At 69.4% G+C, this 16,578-nt stretch carries 16 protein-coding genes; 5 read left to right on the top strand and 11 right to left on the bottom strand.

Going from position 1 to position 16,578, the window contains the following annotated elements:
• Positions 1 to 4 precede the first annotated feature (4 nt).
• The 4 genes from BM362_RS22660 (at position 5) to BM362_RS22675 (ending at position 6,086) form a co-directional block, all read left to right on the top strand.
• Entirely contained in the window at positions 5 to 1,510 is a 1,506-nt protein-coding gene (locus BM362_RS22660) for a DUF7782 domain-containing protein (protein ID WP_425285722.1), read from the top strand.
• Positions 1,507 to 1,932 carry a D-aminoacyl-tRNA deacylase gene (gene dtd, locus BM362_RS22665; protein ID WP_037810034.1) on the top strand — a complete coding sequence of 142 codons (426 nt, stop codon included), beginning with the start codon at positions 1,507 to 1,509 and terminating at the stop codon, positions 1,930 to 1,932. Before BM362_RS22660 ends, dtd begins: the two co-directional genes overlap by 4 nt.
• 277 nt (positions 1,933 to 2,209) lie before the next feature.
• Positions 2,210 to 3,241 (top strand): sigma-70 family RNA polymerase sigma factor, encoded by a 1,032-nt coding sequence (locus BM362_RS22670; protein WP_093574422.1) that lies wholly within the window; start codon positions 2,210 to 2,212, stop codon positions 3,239 to 3,241.
• A 1,183-nt stretch (positions 3,242 to 4,424) separates the two neighbouring features.
• Entirely contained in the window at positions 4,425 to 6,086 is a 1,662-nt protein-coding gene (locus BM362_RS22675) for a fumarate hydratase (protein ID WP_067579542.1), read from the top strand.
• 18 nt (positions 6,087 to 6,104) lie between these two features.
• Here BM362_RS22675 and BM362_RS22680 read toward each other — a convergent pair whose 3' ends face one another.
• The 11 genes from BM362_RS22680 to BM362_RS22730 form a co-directional block, all read right to left on the bottom strand.
• Positions 6,105 to 6,542, bottom strand: a complete 438-nt coding sequence (locus BM362_RS22680; RefSeq protein ID WP_093574423.1) for an SRPBCC family protein — start codon at positions 6,540 to 6,542, stop codon at positions 6,105 to 6,107.
• 567 nt (positions 6,543 to 7,109) lie between these two features.
• Positions 7,110 to 7,610: a hypothetical protein gene (locus BM362_RS22685; RefSeq protein WP_232791583.1), complete on the bottom strand. Its 501-nt coding sequence runs from the start codon at positions 7,608 to 7,610 to the stop codon at positions 7,110 to 7,112.
• 44 nt (positions 7,611 to 7,654) lie between these two features.
• Positions 7,655 to 8,143 (bottom strand): hypothetical protein, encoded by a 489-nt coding sequence (locus tag BM362_RS22690; protein WP_093574425.1) that lies wholly within the window; start codon positions 8,141 to 8,143, stop codon positions 7,655 to 7,657.
• 74 nt (positions 8,144 to 8,217) lie between these two features.
• The gene (locus BM362_RS22695) at positions 8,218 to 9,015 is read right to left on the bottom strand and encodes an ABC transporter permease (RefSeq protein ID WP_093574426.1); all 798 of its coding nucleotides are present in this window, start codon (positions 9,013 to 9,015) and stop codon (positions 8,218 to 8,220) included.
• Entirely contained in the window at positions 8,993 to 9,856 is an 864-nt protein-coding gene (locus tag BM362_RS22700; RefSeq protein WP_067579552.1) for a 2-aminoethylphosphonate ABC transporter permease subunit, read from the bottom strand. Before BM362_RS22700 ends, BM362_RS22695 begins: the two co-directional genes overlap by 23 nt.
• A complete protein-coding gene (locus BM362_RS22705; RefSeq protein ID WP_244287238.1) occupies positions 9,853 to 10,893 on the bottom strand; it encodes an ABC transporter ATP-binding protein in 1,041 nt (346 codons plus the stop codon). Before BM362_RS22705 ends, BM362_RS22700 begins: the two co-directional genes overlap by 4 nt.
• Before the next feature lie 23 nt (positions 10,894 to 10,916).
• Complete coding sequence (locus BM362_RS22710) at positions 10,917 to 11,951, bottom strand: 2-aminoethylphosphonate ABC transporter substrate-binding protein (RefSeq protein ID WP_067579557.1); 1,035 nt, start codon at positions 11,949 to 11,951, stop codon at positions 10,917 to 10,919.
• Entirely contained in the window at positions 11,948 to 12,640 is a 693-nt protein-coding gene (locus tag BM362_RS22715; RefSeq protein ID WP_093574509.1) for a phosphonatase-like hydrolase, read from the bottom strand. Before BM362_RS22715 ends, BM362_RS22710 begins: the two co-directional genes overlap by 4 nt.
• Positions 12,634 to 13,752 (bottom strand): TIGR03364 family FAD-dependent oxidoreductase, encoded by a 1,119-nt coding sequence (locus BM362_RS22720; RefSeq protein ID WP_067579558.1) that lies wholly within the window; start codon positions 13,750 to 13,752, stop codon positions 12,634 to 12,636. Before BM362_RS22720 ends, BM362_RS22715 begins: the two co-directional genes overlap by 7 nt.
• Before the next feature lie 105 nt (positions 13,753 to 13,857).
• Complete coding sequence (locus BM362_RS22725) at positions 13,858 to 14,238, bottom strand: DoxX family protein (RefSeq protein WP_093574428.1); 381 nt, start codon at positions 14,236 to 14,238, stop codon at positions 13,858 to 13,860.
• A gap of 55 nt (positions 14,239 to 14,293) precedes the next feature.
• Positions 14,294 to 15,070 (bottom strand): GntR family transcriptional regulator, encoded by a 777-nt coding sequence (locus BM362_RS22730; protein WP_067579562.1) that lies wholly within the window; start codon positions 15,068 to 15,070, stop codon positions 14,294 to 14,296.
• Positions 15,071 to 15,145: 75 nt separating this feature from the next.
• Between BM362_RS22730 and BM362_RS22735 the strand changes: the two genes are divergently transcribed.
• Positions 15,146 to 16,363 carry an APC family permease gene (locus tag BM362_RS22735; RefSeq protein WP_093574429.1) on the top strand — a complete coding sequence of 406 codons (1,218 nt, stop codon included), beginning with the start codon at positions 15,146 to 15,148 and terminating at the stop codon, positions 16,361 to 16,363.
• Positions 16,364 to 16,578: the final 215 nt, after the last annotated feature.

Raw genomic sequence — 16,578 nt, forward strand, 5'->3', positions numbered from 1 at the left:
CACCGTGAGCACGAACACGCCTCTCCCTGACCTTTCCGACGACGTCTGCGCGCGGCTGCGCGAAGCGTTCCGACGCACCGGCTACGACGCTGACGGCGTCGTCGACGCGCTCGGCGGCGCAGCGCACGCGGCGCTCGGCCGCGGCGAGCCCGAACCCGCCCGCCGCGCGAGCCTCGACGCCGGCGACCTCGGTGTCTTCATCCGGCTGTTCCTGCTCGGTCTCGCCGAGCCGGAGAAGACCGTCTCGTCGGCGTTCGCGCCGCTCAGCGCGGACGACACGGTGGCCGCGGGCATCCTGCGGACCGTCGGAGACGAGTTCCGCGCCGCGCTCGACATCCGCCCGCACGGCGACGAGGACGGTTCGTGGTGGGTCGTGTCCGACCTCGACGCCGACATGCTCGGCCACGTCGTGCCCGAGGACCACGTGCTCGGCGTCGGGCACGCGTCGCTGAGCCTGATCCGCGCGACCAGCCGCCGCCCCGTCGGCACCCTGCTCGACCTGGGCACCGGCAACGGCGTCCAGGCGCTGCACGCGACCCGGCACGCGCAGCGCGTCACCGCGACCGACGTGTCTGCCCGCGCGCTCGCACTGGCCGCGGGCACGTTCCGGCTGAATGAACTGGAGGTCGAGCTGCTGCGCGGCGAATGGTTCGCGCCGGTCGCGCGCCGCCGCTTCGACCAGATCGTGTGCAATCCGCCATTCGTGGTAGGTCCGCCGCGCGTCGACTACACCTACCGTGACTCCGGCTTGGCCGGCGACGATGCGAGCGCATTGGTTGTCCGTCAACTGCCGAGCTTCCTCAACGACGGCGGCACAGGTCAGCTCCTCGCGTCGTGGCTGCACCGTCGCGGCGAAGACTGGGGCGACCGCGTCGCGCGCTGGCTGCCGCCTGAGACCGACGCCTGGTTCGTACAGCGCGACGTCGCCGACCCAGGGCTGTACGTCGGCACCTGGCTTCGCGACGAAGGCATCGACCCGCGCTCGCCCGAAGGCCGCGCTAAGGCCGCCGCGTGGCTCGACTGGTTCACCGAAAACGACGTACAGGGCATCGGATTCGGCTTCGTGACGCTGCGGCGCGCGAACGGTCAGACGCCGACTGTTGTTTGCGAAGACCTGCGACAGGCTTACGACGACCCGCTGGGTCCCGAAGCAGCGAACTGGCTCGACCGCGTTGAGTGGCTGCGTACGCACGGCGACAATGTGTTGGACGTAGCGTTTCGGGTACCCGACACAGTGCTGCTCGAACGCGTCGACTCTCCCGGCGACGAAGGCTGGGAAACAACCGTGCGGCGGTTGCACCGCACCGATGGACCCGGTTGGCAGCACGAGGTCGACGAACTCACCACGCGCCTTCTCGCGGGTTGCCGCGGCGCGCTGCCGCTGTCGGATCTGCTGGACCTGCTGTCCGCCGCGCAGGGTCTCGATTCCCACGAACTGACCGCCGCCGCTTTGCCGATCGTCCGCGAACTCGTGCGGCACGGCATGCTCGTGCCGGGTTCGCCGCAGTGAGGGCGGTGGCGGCGCGGGTCACCCGCGCGAGCGTGACCGTCGCGGGGGAAATCGCCGGAGAGATCAAGGAACCCGGGCTGCTCGTGCTGCTGGGCGTGCACCGTGACGACGATCCCGGGAAAGCCGAAACGATGGCCCGCAAACTGCACGAACTCCGGTTGCTGCGCGACGAGGAATCGTGTGCGACGACCGGCGCACCGCTGCTCGTGGTGTCGCAGTTCACGCTTTACGGCGACACTCGCAAGGGCCGTCGCCCGTCGTGGACCGCCGCCGCCCGGCCGGAAATCGCCGAACCCCTGGTGGACGCCGTGGTCGCGGAACTGCGGGGCCGCGGCGCGACCGTCTCGACCGGACGGTTCGGCGCGGAGATGGCCGTGGAGAGCGTGAACGACGGCCCGTTCACCGTTCTCGTTGAGGTCTAGACCACAGTGGAAAAGGCCGCGTAACATCGAAGGCACCGAGCGCGATGAGAGCGCATTTCCCGGAGCGCAGCGGTTCTCAGCAAAACCTCAGTTTTGGTGGAGCAACCGCGAGGCGGGTACGCCCGTCCTCATTTCAGCGAGCCGGGAACGTTTCAGCTTCCCGGGGCGTTGAGACCAGTGTCCAGCCAAGCCGGCTGGGCCCGCGGACACGGGATTCCACAGGCCCCGTCCCGCAGGCGCCGGCGAGACACGTTCAGCCCGTGACCGGGGAGGCAGAATGTCAGTCCAGACTCTCGAACGCGAAGCGCGCGGGATTCGCGAGCGCGGGATTCCAGCACAGCAGACCGAGGAGCGGGTGAGCGTGGGGGCGCTCACCGACGCCGACCTCGACGCCCAGAGCCCCGCCGCCGACCTGGTGCGCGTGTACCTGAACGGCATCGGCAAGACCGCGCTGCTCACCGCGGCCGACGAGGTCGAGCTGGCGAAGCGGATCGAAGCCGGGGTCTTCGCCCAGCACATGCTCGACACCGTCGAGAACCTCACGCCGCAGCGCCGCAAGGAGCTGCGCGCGCTGATCCGCGACGGCCACGTCGCGAAGAACCACCTGCTGGAGGCCAACCTCCGGCTCGTGGTGTCGCTCGCGAAGCGCTACACCGGACGGGGCATGCCGCTGCTCGACCTGATCCAGGAGGGGAACCTGGGCCTGATCCGCGCGGTGGAGAAGTTCGACTACTCCAAGGGGTTCAAGTTCTCCACGTACGCCACGTGGTGGATCCGCCAGGCCATCACCCGCGGCATGGCGGACCAGGGCCGCACGATCCGGCTGCCGGTGCACCTGGTCGAGCAGGTGAACAAGCTGGCCCGGATCCGCCGCGACCTGCACCAGCAGCTGGGCCGCGACGCGACGCACGAGGAACTGAGCTCCGAATCGGGCATTCCGGTGCACAAGATCTCGGACCTGCTCGACCAGTCGCGCGACCCGGTGAGCCTCGACATGCCGGTGGGCACCGAGGAGGACGCCCCGCTGGGCGACTTCATCGAGGACTCGGAGGCGACCGACGCGGAGAGCGCCGTGATCTCCGGCCTGCTGCAGGACGACCTTCGCCGGGTTCTCGCGACGCTGGACGACCGCGAACAGCACGTCATCCGGCTGCGCTACGGCCTCGACGACGGCCAGCCGCGCACGCTCGACCAGATCGGCAAGCACTTCGGCCTGTCGCGCGAGCGCGTGCGGCAGATCGAGCGCGAGGTCATGGCGAAGCTGCGCCAGGGCGAGCGGGCCGACCGGCTGCGGGCCTACGCCAGCTGAGTTTCTTCTCTCTCTCCGGGGCCGGGGTTCGGGGCCCGGGTTTCCGGGGAGGGCGGAGAAGCCGGTCAGCGGGCTGATTCGGGCTGGTGCGCGGACTGACCGGGCGTGGGGTCCGGTGAGCGGGTCGCGGCAAGCACGCGGACAGGCAGGCCAGGGTTTTTTCCGCAGGCACCGGGTGGGCCCGGTCAGGCGGGACGGAGACCTTCGGCCAAAGATTGTTTCGGTGGGCAGCGGTTCGCGCCGCTGGTTGCGCAGAACCCCCGGTTCGGCTTTCGGACCGGGGGTTCTGTCGTGCCCGGCCCCGGATTTCCCCCGTCTGCCGCCCCGGTGACGGCGGCGTCGTTTCGAACCGCGAGTTTCGTCGTATCCGGCCCGGATTTCGCCGTCTGCCGCCCCAACGGCAGCGTCGATCGGCTCTCGAACCGGGAGTCTCATCGCAGGCAGCCCCCGACTTCCCCAGTCCGCCGCCCCGACGGCGGCATTGTTCGACTCCCGAACCGGGAGCCTCATCGCAGCCAGCCCCGACCTCCCCAGTCCGCCGCCCCCAACAGCAGCGTCGATCGGCTCCCGAACCGCGGGTTGCGTCCTGGCTAGCCCCGACCTCCGCAGCCTCCTGCCCTGAAGACTGCGGGGTCGATCGGCTCTCGAACCGGGAGTGTCGCCGCGGCCAGCCCCCGATTTCCGCCGTCTCCCGCCCCGAAAACAGCCGAGTCGAATTGCCGACAAATCACCTCATCAACACCACCAGCCTCACCAGCCTCTTGAGCCCCATGGGCCACTTCAGCCCCTTCCGAACGCACAGTCCTCCCACCGTGCCGTGATTTATCCCCTTTATCCCATTTTGACTGACACTCACCGCAATCCCGTCACCACTCCGCGCACCCGATCGTGGAATTCGCGTTTGGCCGTTCTGGGCAGTGGGTAGCAAGCGTTCACAACCTCCGCTGTGCGGCGTCCGGTCAACGCGCCGGCGGGGGTCCCGTTAGTCACGCGGGGCGGATGTGTGCGCATCCGGTCCGCTTCCCCGGGAGGTCGGGTCCGTCGGGGTGGGCCCGGCCTCCCGACTATGCCTGCCCGAAAACCCGCGGAGTGCGCTATCCCACAGCGTCCCCGCGCCCGTGCGACCGGGCGGAACCCGCTGAGTACCGTGAGCCAATCCCGATCAGGGCAAAGGAGCCTCGCTGTGCCGCCCACCACGTTCCAGCACACCGAAGTCCTGCCGCTCGGCAAGGACACCACCACCGAATACCGGCTGGTCACCGCCGACGGCGTCGAGACCGTCGAAGCCGCCGGGCGGAAGTTTCTGAAGGTCGATCCGGAGGCGCTGACGACGCTCGCGCGCACGGCGATCACCGACATCCAGCACCTGTTGCGCACGTCGCACTTGCAGCAGCTGCGCGCGATCGTCGACGACCCCGAAGCCAGCGGCAACGACCGGTTCGTCGCGATGGACCTGCTCCGCAACGCGGCCATCTCGGCAGGCGGCGTGCTGCCGATGTGCCAGGACACCGGCACCGCGATCGTCATCGGCAAGCGCACCGAGGGCGTGCTGTCCGGCGGCGACGACGAGCGCGCGCTGTCGCAGGGCATTTTCGACGCTTACCAGCAGTTGAACCTGCGTTACTCGCAGATGGCCCCGATCAACTTCTGGGAAGAGCGCAACACCGGCACGAACCTGCCCGCGCAGGTCGAGCTGTACCACAAAGACACGGAAGCGACGGATCCGTCCTACGAGTTCCTGTTCATGGCCAAGGGCGGCGGCAGCGCGAACAAAACGTTCCTGTACCAGGAAACCAAGGCGGTCCTGAACCCGAAGCGGCTCGCCCGGTTCCTGGACGAGAAGCTGCGCGGCCTGGGCACCGCCGCGTGCCCGCCCTACCACCTGGCGATCGTGGTCGGCGGCATGTCGGCCGAGTTCAACCTCAAGGTCGCGAAGCTGGCCTCCGCGCGCTACCTGGACAACCTGCCCGCCGAGGGTTCCGAGCTGGGCCACGCGTTCCGCGACCGCGACCTCGAGCAGCAGGTGCTGGAGATGACGCGCCAGTTCGGCATCGGCGCGCAGTTCGGCGGCAAGTACTTCTGCCACGACGTCCGGGTGATCCGCCTGCCCCGGCACGGCGCGAGCTGCCCGGTCGGCGTCGCGGTGTCCTGCTCGGCCGACCGCCAGGCGAAGGCGAAGATCACCAGCGAGGGCGTGTTCATCGAACAACTCGAACGCGACCCGGCCCGCTTCCTGCCGGACGTCACCGAGGAAGACCTGTCCGACGAGGTCGTGTCGGTCGATCTGAACCAGCCGATGGACCGGATCCGCGCACAGCTGGCGCAACTGCCGGTGAAGACGCGCCTGTCGCTGACCGGCCCGCTGGTCGTGGCGCGCGACATCGCCCACGCCAAGATCGCCGAACGCCTCGACGCGGGCGAGGAGATGCCGCAGTATCTCCGCGACCACCCGGTCTACTACGCGGGCCCGGCGAAGACCCCCGACGGCTACGCGTCCGGCTCGTTCGGCCCGACGACCGCGGGCCGGATGGACTCCTACGTCGCCCAGTTCCAGGCAGCGGGCGGTTCGCTGGTCATGCTGGCGAAGGGCAACCGCTCGAAGCAGGTCACCGCCGCCTGCGAGCAACACGGCGGCTTCTACCTGGGCTCGATCGGCGGCCCGGCCGCACGGCTGGCGAAGGACTGCATCAAGAAGGTCGACGTGCTCGAGTACGCCGAACTCGGCATGGAAGCAGTCTGGAAAATCGAGGTCGAAGAGTTCCCCGCGTTCATCGTCATCGACGACAAGGGCAACGACTTCTTCTCCGAAACCAGCGAACCGGTCCTGCAGATCAGCTTCCGCTGACCCCCGGCGACGCCGAGGTCATCCGGGAAACATCCCGCCCAACCGGGCGAGAGTCTTCTCGATGGCCTCGGCGTTGCGCTTCGGAAAACCGAGCAACCGAATCGCCAGCGGCGACCGAGCAGTCGACCAGTCAAAGGTCTCGGTGACTTCGGTCCGTCCGTCCCCCGTCGGCTCAAGCAGCCAGCGCCACCGATGCCCGGAGAAGTGCCGCCAGGCGATCAGCCGATTCTCCTCGAACTCGACCACGGTGTTCTGAATCCGGTACGGCGCGCCCATCCGCATCTCCATGCCGAACCGCGCCCCCAATGACAACCGCGCCGGTGCCGATCCGCGACTGGCCCGCACCGTGCCCGACCCGTCAATGAGCGGATGCTGCGCCGGATCGGCCAGCAACGCGAAAATCCGTTCCGGCGGCGCGGCGACGAGAGCACTGCGCGAAACCTGGCGAGTTCCCATATCGCAACCCTAGGGCCGCACAGCTCCCACGGCCATCGACGCACCCCTCGACAACCCCCGCAAGTCCACTGTGGACTCGCCTGCCAGGAAGTCCGTGAGGGGAACCCTGCGGGAATCTGATCCCCGCAGGGTTCCCCTCACTCGCCGCCCACGCCCGTGAAGGGCCCCTTCACGGACTCAGATTCCTCAAGGAGCCACCCCGCCCACCGCTGCGATGCGGCATTCGGTGCGCCGCATGCACCCAACGCCACATCGCAGCACTACACCGCCACCCGCGAACCCCACCGCAACCACCCACCCCAGCCGCGCGCACCCGCCCCCACACCGCAGCCAACGCACCCGCCCACCCAGGCAGCCGCACTCCCCCCACCCCGATACGAAGCCACAAACACGGCGCGGGGGTGCTTGTCCAGGCATCTTTCCCGCCTGGACAAGCACCCCCGCGCCGTAGTCACACTCACCTTTCGGGGTGCCCACACAACCACTCAACCCGCAACGTCGCCGCCAGGCGACGAGCCGGACGACCCCCCGACGAAGCCGTCCGACCCCACCGTCACCAAGGGAACATCACCGAGGCGGAGACTGCTTCAAAACCACAGTCCTCTCGCCCAACGGCGCCCCCAACGGCACCGAAATCACCGGATGCCGCAAATCCATAGTGCACATCTGCCCGGTCTGCGCCTTGGTCTCGCTCAAATCCACCACGACCCGCTGGGCGGTCTGCTCAACAGCCGCGCCGAGCGCATGCCCGCACCCCCCTTCCTCAGCCCGCACCACGAGCACCTTCCCTCCGCTGTCCGAATAAACCTCCTTGGGGAACGTCTTGGGCAGCGCGGCCCCGTCCACCCGGTTGTCCGGAACCCGAGCCGCCCCTTGCGGCGGGTTGAACTGGGGTTTGCCCGGCGACGGCACCGAGGGCGAGGCGCTGCCGCTCGGCGGCGCAGTCTCGGTCCCGGACGCTGGTGCGTTCGCCATGCTCGTCGGACTGCCACACGCGGCCGCCATCGTGAGCACCAGTGCCGCGCCTGCCAGTCGTGTCGTTCCGATCAGCTTCGTCGAGTACCTCATGACTCCTGGACGGACCGACCGTCCCGGCGGGTTGCATCCGATCTTCACGGACCGGGCTTCAGCACCAATTCGCGCCCGCCCAGTGGCGCGGCGAGCCGCACCGGCAAGGAAATCTCCCGCACATGCATCGGGCACATCTGCCCGTGCGGTGCCTTGGTGATCGTCACCAGCACGGCAACCTGAGTCGCCGTCTGCTCCCCCGCCTTCGCGCTGAGCTTGTCGCACCCGCCTTCCTCGGCCTGGATCACCACGACCGAGCCGCCCTCCGCGAGCGTGACGTCGTGCGGATATCCAGCCGGAAGGGCCGAAGCGTTGATCTGCCCGGCCGCGGGCGCAGTGTCCCCCGGCGGCACGCCCTGCGTCGGACGGCTCTTCGGCGGCGCTGAAACCGGCGGCGGCGAGACCGGCGGCGAAGAAGGCGGCGGCGAGGACACCGGCACCGAGCCCGAAGGCGGCCCCGAGGAAACCGGCGCAGCCACGGTTCCGTTGCCCCCGCACGCCGCGACCGTCAGCAGCAGCGCGCTCGCTCCCACGATTTTCCCTGTAGTCCGCATGCATCGCGGACGGACTCGCGGCCCGGAAGGTTGCATCCGGGCGGGAAACTATTTCACCGGGCCGAAGCCTTCCCCCGCACCAGCCCCAGCAGCACCACCCCGGCCAGCGTCACCACCAGCAACAGCACCGTGCTCGCCGACGCGAGAAACACCTGTCCCCGGTCAGTGAGGGAGAAAATGGTCGCCGGAAGCGTCCGCCAGTCCGGCGGGTACAGCATCATCGTCGCGCCCAGTTCGCCCATCGACATCGCCAGCGCCAAACCGGCCGAAGCCGACATCGCGGGCAGCAGCACCGGCAACCGCACTCGCAGCAACACTCGCAACGGACGCGCGCCGAGACTCGCCGCGGCCTGCGCGAGCAGCGGGTCAACGCGTTGCAGCGCAGCCGAAACCGTGCTGTACGCGAAGGGCAGCAGGATCATCAAGTGTCCGGCCAGGACGATCCAGCGCGTGCCGTTGAACGCCACCGGCGGACGGCTGAACGCCACCAGCAACGCCAGCCCCAGCACCACCGACGGCACCGCGATCGGCAGGTGGAACAGCGAATCCGCGATCCGGCGCAGCCGCGGCGGCGCGTGGTCGACGGCCAGCGCGGCCCAGGTTCCGATGAGCACCGAGACCAGCGACGTGAGCACCCCGGTCTGCACGCTCACCGACAAGCTCGCGAACGTCTCGCCGGACAGCGCCTCGGCATAATGCGCACCGGTGAGCCCGCTGGGCAGCACGCCGGTCCAGCTCCCGGCGAGCGACGCCAGCACGATCATCACCAGCGGCGCGGCCACCACCCCGAGGAAAACCACGCCGAACACCAGCCACACCAGCAACCGGCTACGCCGCGTCCACAGCAGCACGACGTCCTCCTCTCCCGACCACCCGCCGGTAGACCGCGTAGAGCACCAGCGACAGCACCACGTTCACCACCGCGACCACTGACGCGGCCGGGAAGTCGAACGTGACGATTCCCTTGCCGTACACCAGCATCGGCAACGTCGAGACGCCCTTGGCGCCGAGGAACAGCACAATGCCGAACTCGTTCATCGTCAACAGCAGCACCAGACACGCACCGGACGCGAGCGACGGCAGCGCTTCCGGCAGCACAACGCGCCACAGCACCCGACCCGGCCGCGCGCCGAGACTCGCCGCCACGTCCAGCTGCGCCGACGGAACCTGGCTGAACGCAGCAAGAGCGGGTCGCATCACGAACGGCGTGTAGAAGGTGATCTCGGCGAGCAGCACACCCCACGGCGAGTAGAGGAACCCAGCGGTACCGAAGACTCCCGCGCCGCCGTAGAGGAAGGTGAAGGCCAGTGCGATCAGGAACGACGGGAACGCCAGCACCGTGTCCACGAGCCGGGCCAGCAGCGTCGCCCCGGGAAACGGGACGAACGCGACAACCAGTGCGAGAAACCCGCCGAGCAGCACGCAGCCGACCGTGGCGGCCAAGGCCAGCAACACCGTCTGCCACACCGCGCGGCCGAATTCCGGCGACGACAGCACTTGCGTCCACACCGAAAGCCCGAAACCGCCGTCCTGTGCGGTGAACGACTGGAGGATCACCAGCACCAGCGGATAGCCGAAGAATCCGGCGACCACGATCGCGGGCGGGAGCAGCCAGCCGATCCGGTACCGGCGCGGCCGCGTGCTTCGGCGCGCCGGGGCGACCGCGGCAGTACCGAGCGCGAGGCCGGTCATCCCTCCACCTCCACCAGCGGGCAACCGTCCGGAATGGACACCCCGACGCGGTCGCCGACCGCGGGCAGCACCGGGCTGTCCGGCACCTCGGCGCGGATGTCGCACACCTCGTCGGCAAGCCGCAGGTCGAGCCGGTATCCGGAACCGCGCCACTGCACACCGCGCACCAGCGCCGGGAAGGTGCCCGGCCCGGGTTCGCCGACCGAAATCCGGTGCGGCCGCACCCCGAGCGCCACCGGCCGCTGCGGCTGGAGCGTGCCGGACGGTTCGGCGGACAGCTCACGCCCGGCCAGCCGGACTGTCGCGACGGTCCCGTCCGCGCGCACCAGTTCGACCGGGATCAGGTTCGCCGCGCCGAGGAAGCTCGCGGTGAACCCGGTCGACGGACGGCGGTAAAGCTGTTCGCACGGGCCGAGTTCGACCAGCCGGGAGGCGCGCAGCACCGCGATCCGGTCGGCGAGCGCGAGAGCTTCGCTCTGGTCGTGGGTGACGTAGATCAGGGTCGTGTCCGGCAATTCGGCCCGCAGCCGCAGCAATTCCGCGACCATGTCCTCGCGCAGTGCGGCGTCCAATGCCGACAGTGGCTCGTCCAGCAGCAGCACGTTGGGCCGGACAGCGAGCGCCCGCGCCAACGCGACCCGCTGCTGCTGCCCGCCGGACAGCTCACGGGGATAACGACGCGCGTACTCGCTCATCCCGACCAGTTCCAGCACCTCGGCGACACGTTTCGTCACGTCCGCCCGGCGCATCTTCCGCGCCTTCAGTCCAAACGCGACATTGTCGGCGACGCGCTGGTGCGGGAACAGCGCGTAGCTCTGCACGACCACGCCGAGACCGCGCCGATGCGGCGGCAGGTCGGTGACATCCTTGCCGTCGAGCAGCACCCGTCCGGCGCTCGGCCGCAGGAACCCGGCGAGCGCCTTGAGTGCGGTCGACTTGCCGGATCCGGACGGTCCCAGCAGTGCGAGCGTTTCACCGCGCGCTACCGAAAGGTCCAGCGGGGCAAGCGCTTGCGTCGCTCCGAAGTGGACGGACACGCCGCGGAACTCTACTGCCGGAGTCACTGTCCGGTGGCCTTCCGGTACGCGGCGAGGTCGGCGTCGAGGCGGCCGAGCACCGAGTTCCAGTCCGGGACCCAAATGTCCACTCCGGACATCGCGGCGGTGATCTTCTCCGCCTTCGCGCCCTGCGGTTTGACGTCGGAACGAGCCGGGATGCCGTACGCGTCGCTGGCCTTCGCCTGGGTTTCCGGCGAGAACAGGAAATCGAGCAGCTTGCGCGCGTTGTCCGCGTGCGGCGCGTTGCCGACCAGACCGGCGAAGTACGGCAGTGCGAAAGTGGACCGCTTGCCCTGCGCGTCGGCTGGGAAGAACACCGAGAACCCGCCGCTCTTGTCGATCTCGGCGAGGTTCATCTGCAGGTCCCCGTTCGCGACGAGGATCTCGCCCTTCGCGACCTTCGGCTGCAGCTTGCCGGTGGACGACGACGGCCCGACGTTGTTCGCCTGCAGCTTGCCGAGGTATTCGAGCGCGCCTTGGTCGCCGAACACGTGCTGGGCCTGCAGCAGCACCGCGGTGCCGTCGCCCGCCTCGCCCGGCGTCGAGTACTGGAGCTTGCCCCGATACTTCGCGTCGAGCAGGTCGTTCCAGGTCTTCGGGGCGGGATTCGCCTGCTGCGGGTTGCAGATGAAGCTGAGGTAGTTGTTCATCAGCGCGTAGTAGCGGCCCCGCGGGTCCTTCTGCGCGGCCGGAACCTGGTCGGCGCCCTTCGGCGCAGATGCCGCGAGCAGGCCTTCCTTCGCCGCCTGCTGGACGAACGGCGGAAGCGTCACGAGGACATCGGCCTGGGTGTTGGCCTTTTCCTTGCCCACGCGCGAAACGACCTCGGCCGAACCGGCGGTGACGGCCTGGACGGTGATCCCGGTCTGCTGCTTGAACTCGGCGAACCGGGCGTTGTACCAGTCTTCCAGCCCGTCCGCGGTGTACACGGTGACGGTCTGGTCGCCGGACGCGCCGCCCGCCGTGCCGCCGCACGCGGACAGCAGGCCGGCGAGGGCAGCGACGAGAGCGACGACGGCCGCTTTCCGGATTCTCATGACTGGGTGGCTCCTTCGAGATCGAGCACGGCGGGGAGGGCGGAGACGGAGTCGAGAACGTGGGTGGCGCGCGCGGCTTCCAGCTCGCCGCGGTCGCTGGCGCCGGTGAGCACTCCGGCGACGATTCCGGCGCCGGCGGCGAGGCCAGTCCGGACATCAGCGGGGGTGTCGCCGACGACCGCGATCGTGCGGACGTCGGTGACCTGCAGTTTCAGCGCCGCAGCGAGGACAAGGTCGGGGTAGGGACGGCCGCGCACGCCGTCGCCCGGAGCGAGCGCGAGGTCGGCGAGGTCGTGCCAGCCGAGCGCGTCCAGCAGCGCGCGCTGAGTCGTGGGTGCGAAGCCGGTGGTGAACGCGACCCGGACACCCTGCTCGCGCAGGCCGCGGATGGTTTCCTCGGCGCCGGGGATCGGCTTGCACTCCCCGGCCTCGGCCAGCCGTCCGTACGAGCCCTCGAATCCGGCGTTCGCGCGCTGGGCGAGGTCCTCGTCGCCGAGCAGCGCACGGAACACGGTGATCTTCGACTGGCCCATGGTCTCCCGGACGTAGTCGAGCATTCCGACGTATCGTTCGTCCTCTTCGGACACTCCGGCGGCGGCGATCGCGGCGGTGAATGCGCGTTCGACCAGTCCGTCGTCCGCGACGGTGGTTCCGGCCATGTCGAGCACGACGAGTTCGGTGGTCACCAGTCCAGCTCCTTCGCGGTGTCTTCGGCGATTGCGGGCGAGCAGGTCATTCCCCGGCCGCCAGGGCCGGTGACGAGGAAAGCGTTGCCGGACAGGCGTTCCCGGTGCACCACTGCGGCCTGGTCGGTTGCCTGCGCGTACACGCCGGCCCAGCGGCGGCGAATCGCCGGCAGCGGCCGCCCGAGCAACTCGCCCGCTACTTCGGCGAGGTGTTCGTACGGATCTTCGGTGACGTCGAAGGAAAACGGCTGCGCATACTCGTGCGTGTCGCCGATGGTGAGCGAGCCGTCGCGACGCTGCACCATCAGCAGCTGCATCGCGTTCCGTGCGGCGGCTTCGCCCTGCGGCTGGCCTTCGTTCATCGCGTCGAGCGCGGCGCCGCGGTAGGCCGGGTAGTACCGGAAGCTGTCGCCGTCCGCGACGCTGGTGGGCAGCGGTTCGTCGAGCGGTTCGGTCTGCGCCATCTGCAACCGGACCCGCCGCACCGGGATCTCGCCCGCGATCTCGCGGACCAGCCCGCCGAGCCAAGCACCGGTGCAGAACACCACGACGTCGCCTTCGTGCCGCTCGCCGTGATCGTCCACGACGCCGTTTTCCGTCAGGTTCCGCACCTCGCGACCCGGCAGCCAGCGGTAACGCGCGCTCGCTTCGAGTGCTTCACGGAGCGCAGGCTGCGCGGTCCGCGGTTCGACCGCCGCGTCCCGCTCGCACCACAACGCACCGGTGAAGTTGCCGCGCAGAGCGGGGTTCAGCGCCCGAGCCTCCTTCGTGTCGAGGAGTTTGAAGCCGCGCTCCGCCGCCTCCGGTCCGGCGACGACCTCCTGCGCGACGGCCAGTTCGGCATCGGTGCGGACGACCGTCAGCGAGCCGTTGGGCCGGAAACCCAGCGCGGGCACGCGTTCGCCGATCCGCTCCCACAGCTCCCGGGCGCGCACCGCCGTCTCCAGCTCCGGGCCGGCGGCGCGGCCGCCGACCCAGACCAGCCCGAAGTTGCGGACGGACGCCCCGCGCGCCTCCGGCTCGCGTTCGAGCTGGAGGACTTCGTGGCCGCGTTCCACGGCCTGCCAGGCGTGCTGGGTGCCGAGCACGCCGCCGCCAACGATGAGGATTCGCACGGCCGCAACAGTCGCCGCCCGCGCTCAACGGAGCCTGTCGGCACGGGGAACGCCAGGTGAAGCAGCCTCGAATATTGGACCAGATGAGTTACTGTTCCGTTATCTTCACAGCCGCCCGGCGGCGACGAACACGCAAACCGCCAGGATCACGACATTCGCCGCGACGTTGCGGTACTCCGCCGGGCGGCGCTCAGTGACCGCCAGCCACCAGTGCCCCGCCATCGCGCCGGCCATCACCACTGCCAGGCCGACCGCCGCCCACCCGGTGAGCACCGGGGCGATCCCGGTCAGCCGGGGCAGGATCAGGCCGAGCACCGCGACGAGTTCGCAGATCGCGGCGAAGCGCACGACCGGCATCGGATACGCCGCCACCCCGGTTTGCCCCGTCTTGAGCAGCCGCTCCCGCGACATCGCCGACTTCACCGCGCCGGACAGGGCGAAGAGCAAGGCCAGCGCCACCTGGGCGGTCCACAGTGCGATTTCCATGGTGGTCCCTCCGTTCGATGCTGAGGGAACGAACCAGCCGCACCGGATGTGACAGCTACTCGACGCGGCTCAGTCGCGTGACGAAACTCAGCCGGTCCCCGCGGTACAGCGACCGGACCCGCTCGAACGGCTCGCCGTCCGGACCCCACGACACGCGGTGCATCAGCAGCATCGGCAGCGCCGGGTTCGTGCCGATGAGCAGCGCCTCGCGGGGTGTCGCGAGCACGGTCTCCACGCGTTCCTCGGCCCCGTCGAAGACCACGCCCAGTTCGTCGCGCAGGTACGCGTACAGCGACTGCTCCGGGTCGAAATCCTCCGGCAGCGCGGGGAACTTGTCGGCGCGGAGGAAGGTCGATTCGAGGCCGACGCGCTCGTCGTCGGCGAGCAGGACGCGTTCCAGGTGGATCACCTCGGCGGCCGGTTCGATCCGCAGGTCGGCGGCCAATCCGGTGCCCGCGGCGCGGCGTTCGAGCGTGATGAGCGTGCGGCCGGGCCGGATGCCTTGGCGGCGCAGGCCTTCGGTGTAGCTGACGAGCGCGAGCGGCTGGACCAGCTTCGGCGCGGCGACGTACGTGCCGCTCCCCTGCCGTCGCGAGAGCCTGCCTTCGAGAACCAGCTCGCCCACTGCTTGCCGCACCGTCGCGCGGGATACCTCGAACCGTTCGCACAGTTCGCGTTCCGTGGGCAGCGCGCTCCCTTCGCCCAATTCGGCGATGACGGCCAGCAGTTCGACTTTGACCGCGTAGTAGCGCGGCACACGGCCGTGATCCGGGATGCCGTCGCGGACCGGTCCGTCGGCGGACAGGCGGGACAGCGGCGAAGACGTGGGCACGAGACCCGAGCCTATGCCAGACGCGCGGCGCGTGGTTCGCTGTCTCGCGAACTGACCCCACGGGAGGATCCCGCAATGCCTTTGGCCCGCCGGTTAGGCCTCGCCGACGCCGTATTCATCGGCCTCGGTTCGATGATCGGCGCAGGCGTTTTCGCCGCGTTCGCCCCGGCCGCGCGTGCCGCGGGTTCGGGATTGCTGCCCGCGCTCGCCGTGGCCGCGTTAGTCGCTTACTGCAACGCGGCTTCTTCCGCCCGGCTCGCCGCGCTGTATCCGGAATCCGGTGGCACCTATGTGTACGGACGCGCTCGCCTGGGTGAATTTTGGGGATACCTAGCGGGTTGGGGTTTCGTCGCCGGGAAAACGGCGAGTTGTGCGGCCATGACGCTGACCGTCGTCGCTTACGCCGCACCCGGGCTTGGCCAGCCTTGGCGGAGCCTGCTCGCGGTGGGCGTGATCGGTTTGGTCACCGGCGTGAATTACCTCGGCGTGCACCGGTCCGCTTTGGCTACTCGGGTGATCGTTTGTCTCACGCTCGCGGTGCTCGTCTTGGTCGCGGTTTCCGGGTTCTCCGGCACGCACGTTTCCCCGTGGACGCCATTTCACGGCGGTGGCGTGCTCGAAGCCGCCGGACTGTTGTTCTTCGCCTTCGCCGGTTACGCCCGGCTGGCCACGCTGGGCGAGGAAGTCCGCGACCCGGCCCGCACGATTCCGCGGGCCATTCCGCTCGCTTTGGGACTGACGCTCGTGGTGTACGCCGTGGTAGCGGTGGTGCTGCTGGTGACATTGGGGCCAGAGGGGGTCGGCGCGAGTTCAGACCCGCTTGCTTCGGCCGTGCCGTGGCTGTCGCCAGTGGTTCGGGTCGGTGCCGTGGTGGCCGCTTCGGGATCTTTGCTGGCCTTGGTGCTGGGCGTTTCGCGGACGACGCTCGCGATGGCGCGGGACGGGCATCTGCCGCGGTTCCTGGCCGCGGTCCATCCTCGGTTCTCGGTGCCGCACCGGGCCGAGCTGACGGTGGGCGTGGTGGTCGCGGTACTGGCGACGACGACGGATTTGCGTGGTGCGATTGGGTTTTCTTCCTTCGCGGTGCTGGCTTATTACGCCGTGGCGAACGCTTCCGCGTTGACCCTGCGCAGGGACGAAGGAGCCGCGCCGAAGGCGGTCGCGGCTGGCGGGTTGGCGGGGTGTGCGGTGCTGGCGTTCAGTTTGCCGGTCGCCTCGGTGCTCAGCGGGTGTTTGGCGCTGGGGCTGGGCGTCGTCGCGTACTTGGTGCGCGGCCGAAGGGTCGTGCGCTGAGTTTTCGCTTTCCGGCGGGGGATTCCGGCCTGCTCGCCGCGCGCGGTGCGCGAAAGTCCCCCTCGCTCCGCCTCCGCCCGGTTACTCCGATAAGCACACATCCCCAGGTCAAGGCCGCTTTTTATCGTCGCCCCCGCGCCGGAATCCGCCGGATCCGGTGAAGGATCCGAAAGATCCGAAGAAAGTTGGTTGTCCACTTACCGCCGCTCTGGTGT

Source organism: Amycolatopsis rubida, assembly GCF_900115345.1.
Lineage (GTDB): Bacteria > Actinomycetota > Actinomycetes > Mycobacteriales > Pseudonocardiaceae > Amycolatopsis > Amycolatopsis rubida.

Excerpts from the sequence above, each read along its gene's own strand:
- BM362_RS22670 (WP_093574422.1), top strand. The coding sequence starts at position 2,210 with ATGTCAGTCCAGACTCTCGAACGCGAAGCGCGCGGGATTCGCGAGCGC.
- BM362_RS22680 (WP_093574423.1), bottom strand. The coding sequence starts at position 6,542 with ATGGGAACTCGCCAGGTTTCGCGCAGTGCTCTCGTCGCCGCGCCGCCG.
- BM362_RS22685 (WP_232791583.1), bottom strand. The coding sequence starts at position 7,610 with ATGAGGTACTCGACGAAGCTGATCGGAACGACACGACTGGCAGGCGCG.
- BM362_RS22700 (WP_067579552.1), bottom strand. The coding sequence starts at position 9,856 with ATGACCGGCCTCGCGCTCGGTACTGCCGCGGTCGCCCCGGCGCGCCGA.
- BM362_RS22710 (WP_067579557.1), bottom strand. The coding sequence starts at position 11,951 with ATGAGAATCCGGAAAGCGGCCGTCGTCGCTCTCGTCGCTGCCCTCGCC.
- BM362_RS22725 (WP_093574428.1), bottom strand. The coding sequence starts at position 14,238 with ATGGAAATCGCACTGTGGACCGCCCAGGTGGCGCTGGCCTTGCTCTTC.
- BM362_RS22735 (WP_093574429.1), top strand. The coding sequence starts at position 15,146 with ATGCCTTTGGCCCGCCGGTTAGGCCTCGCCGACGCCGTATTCATCGGC.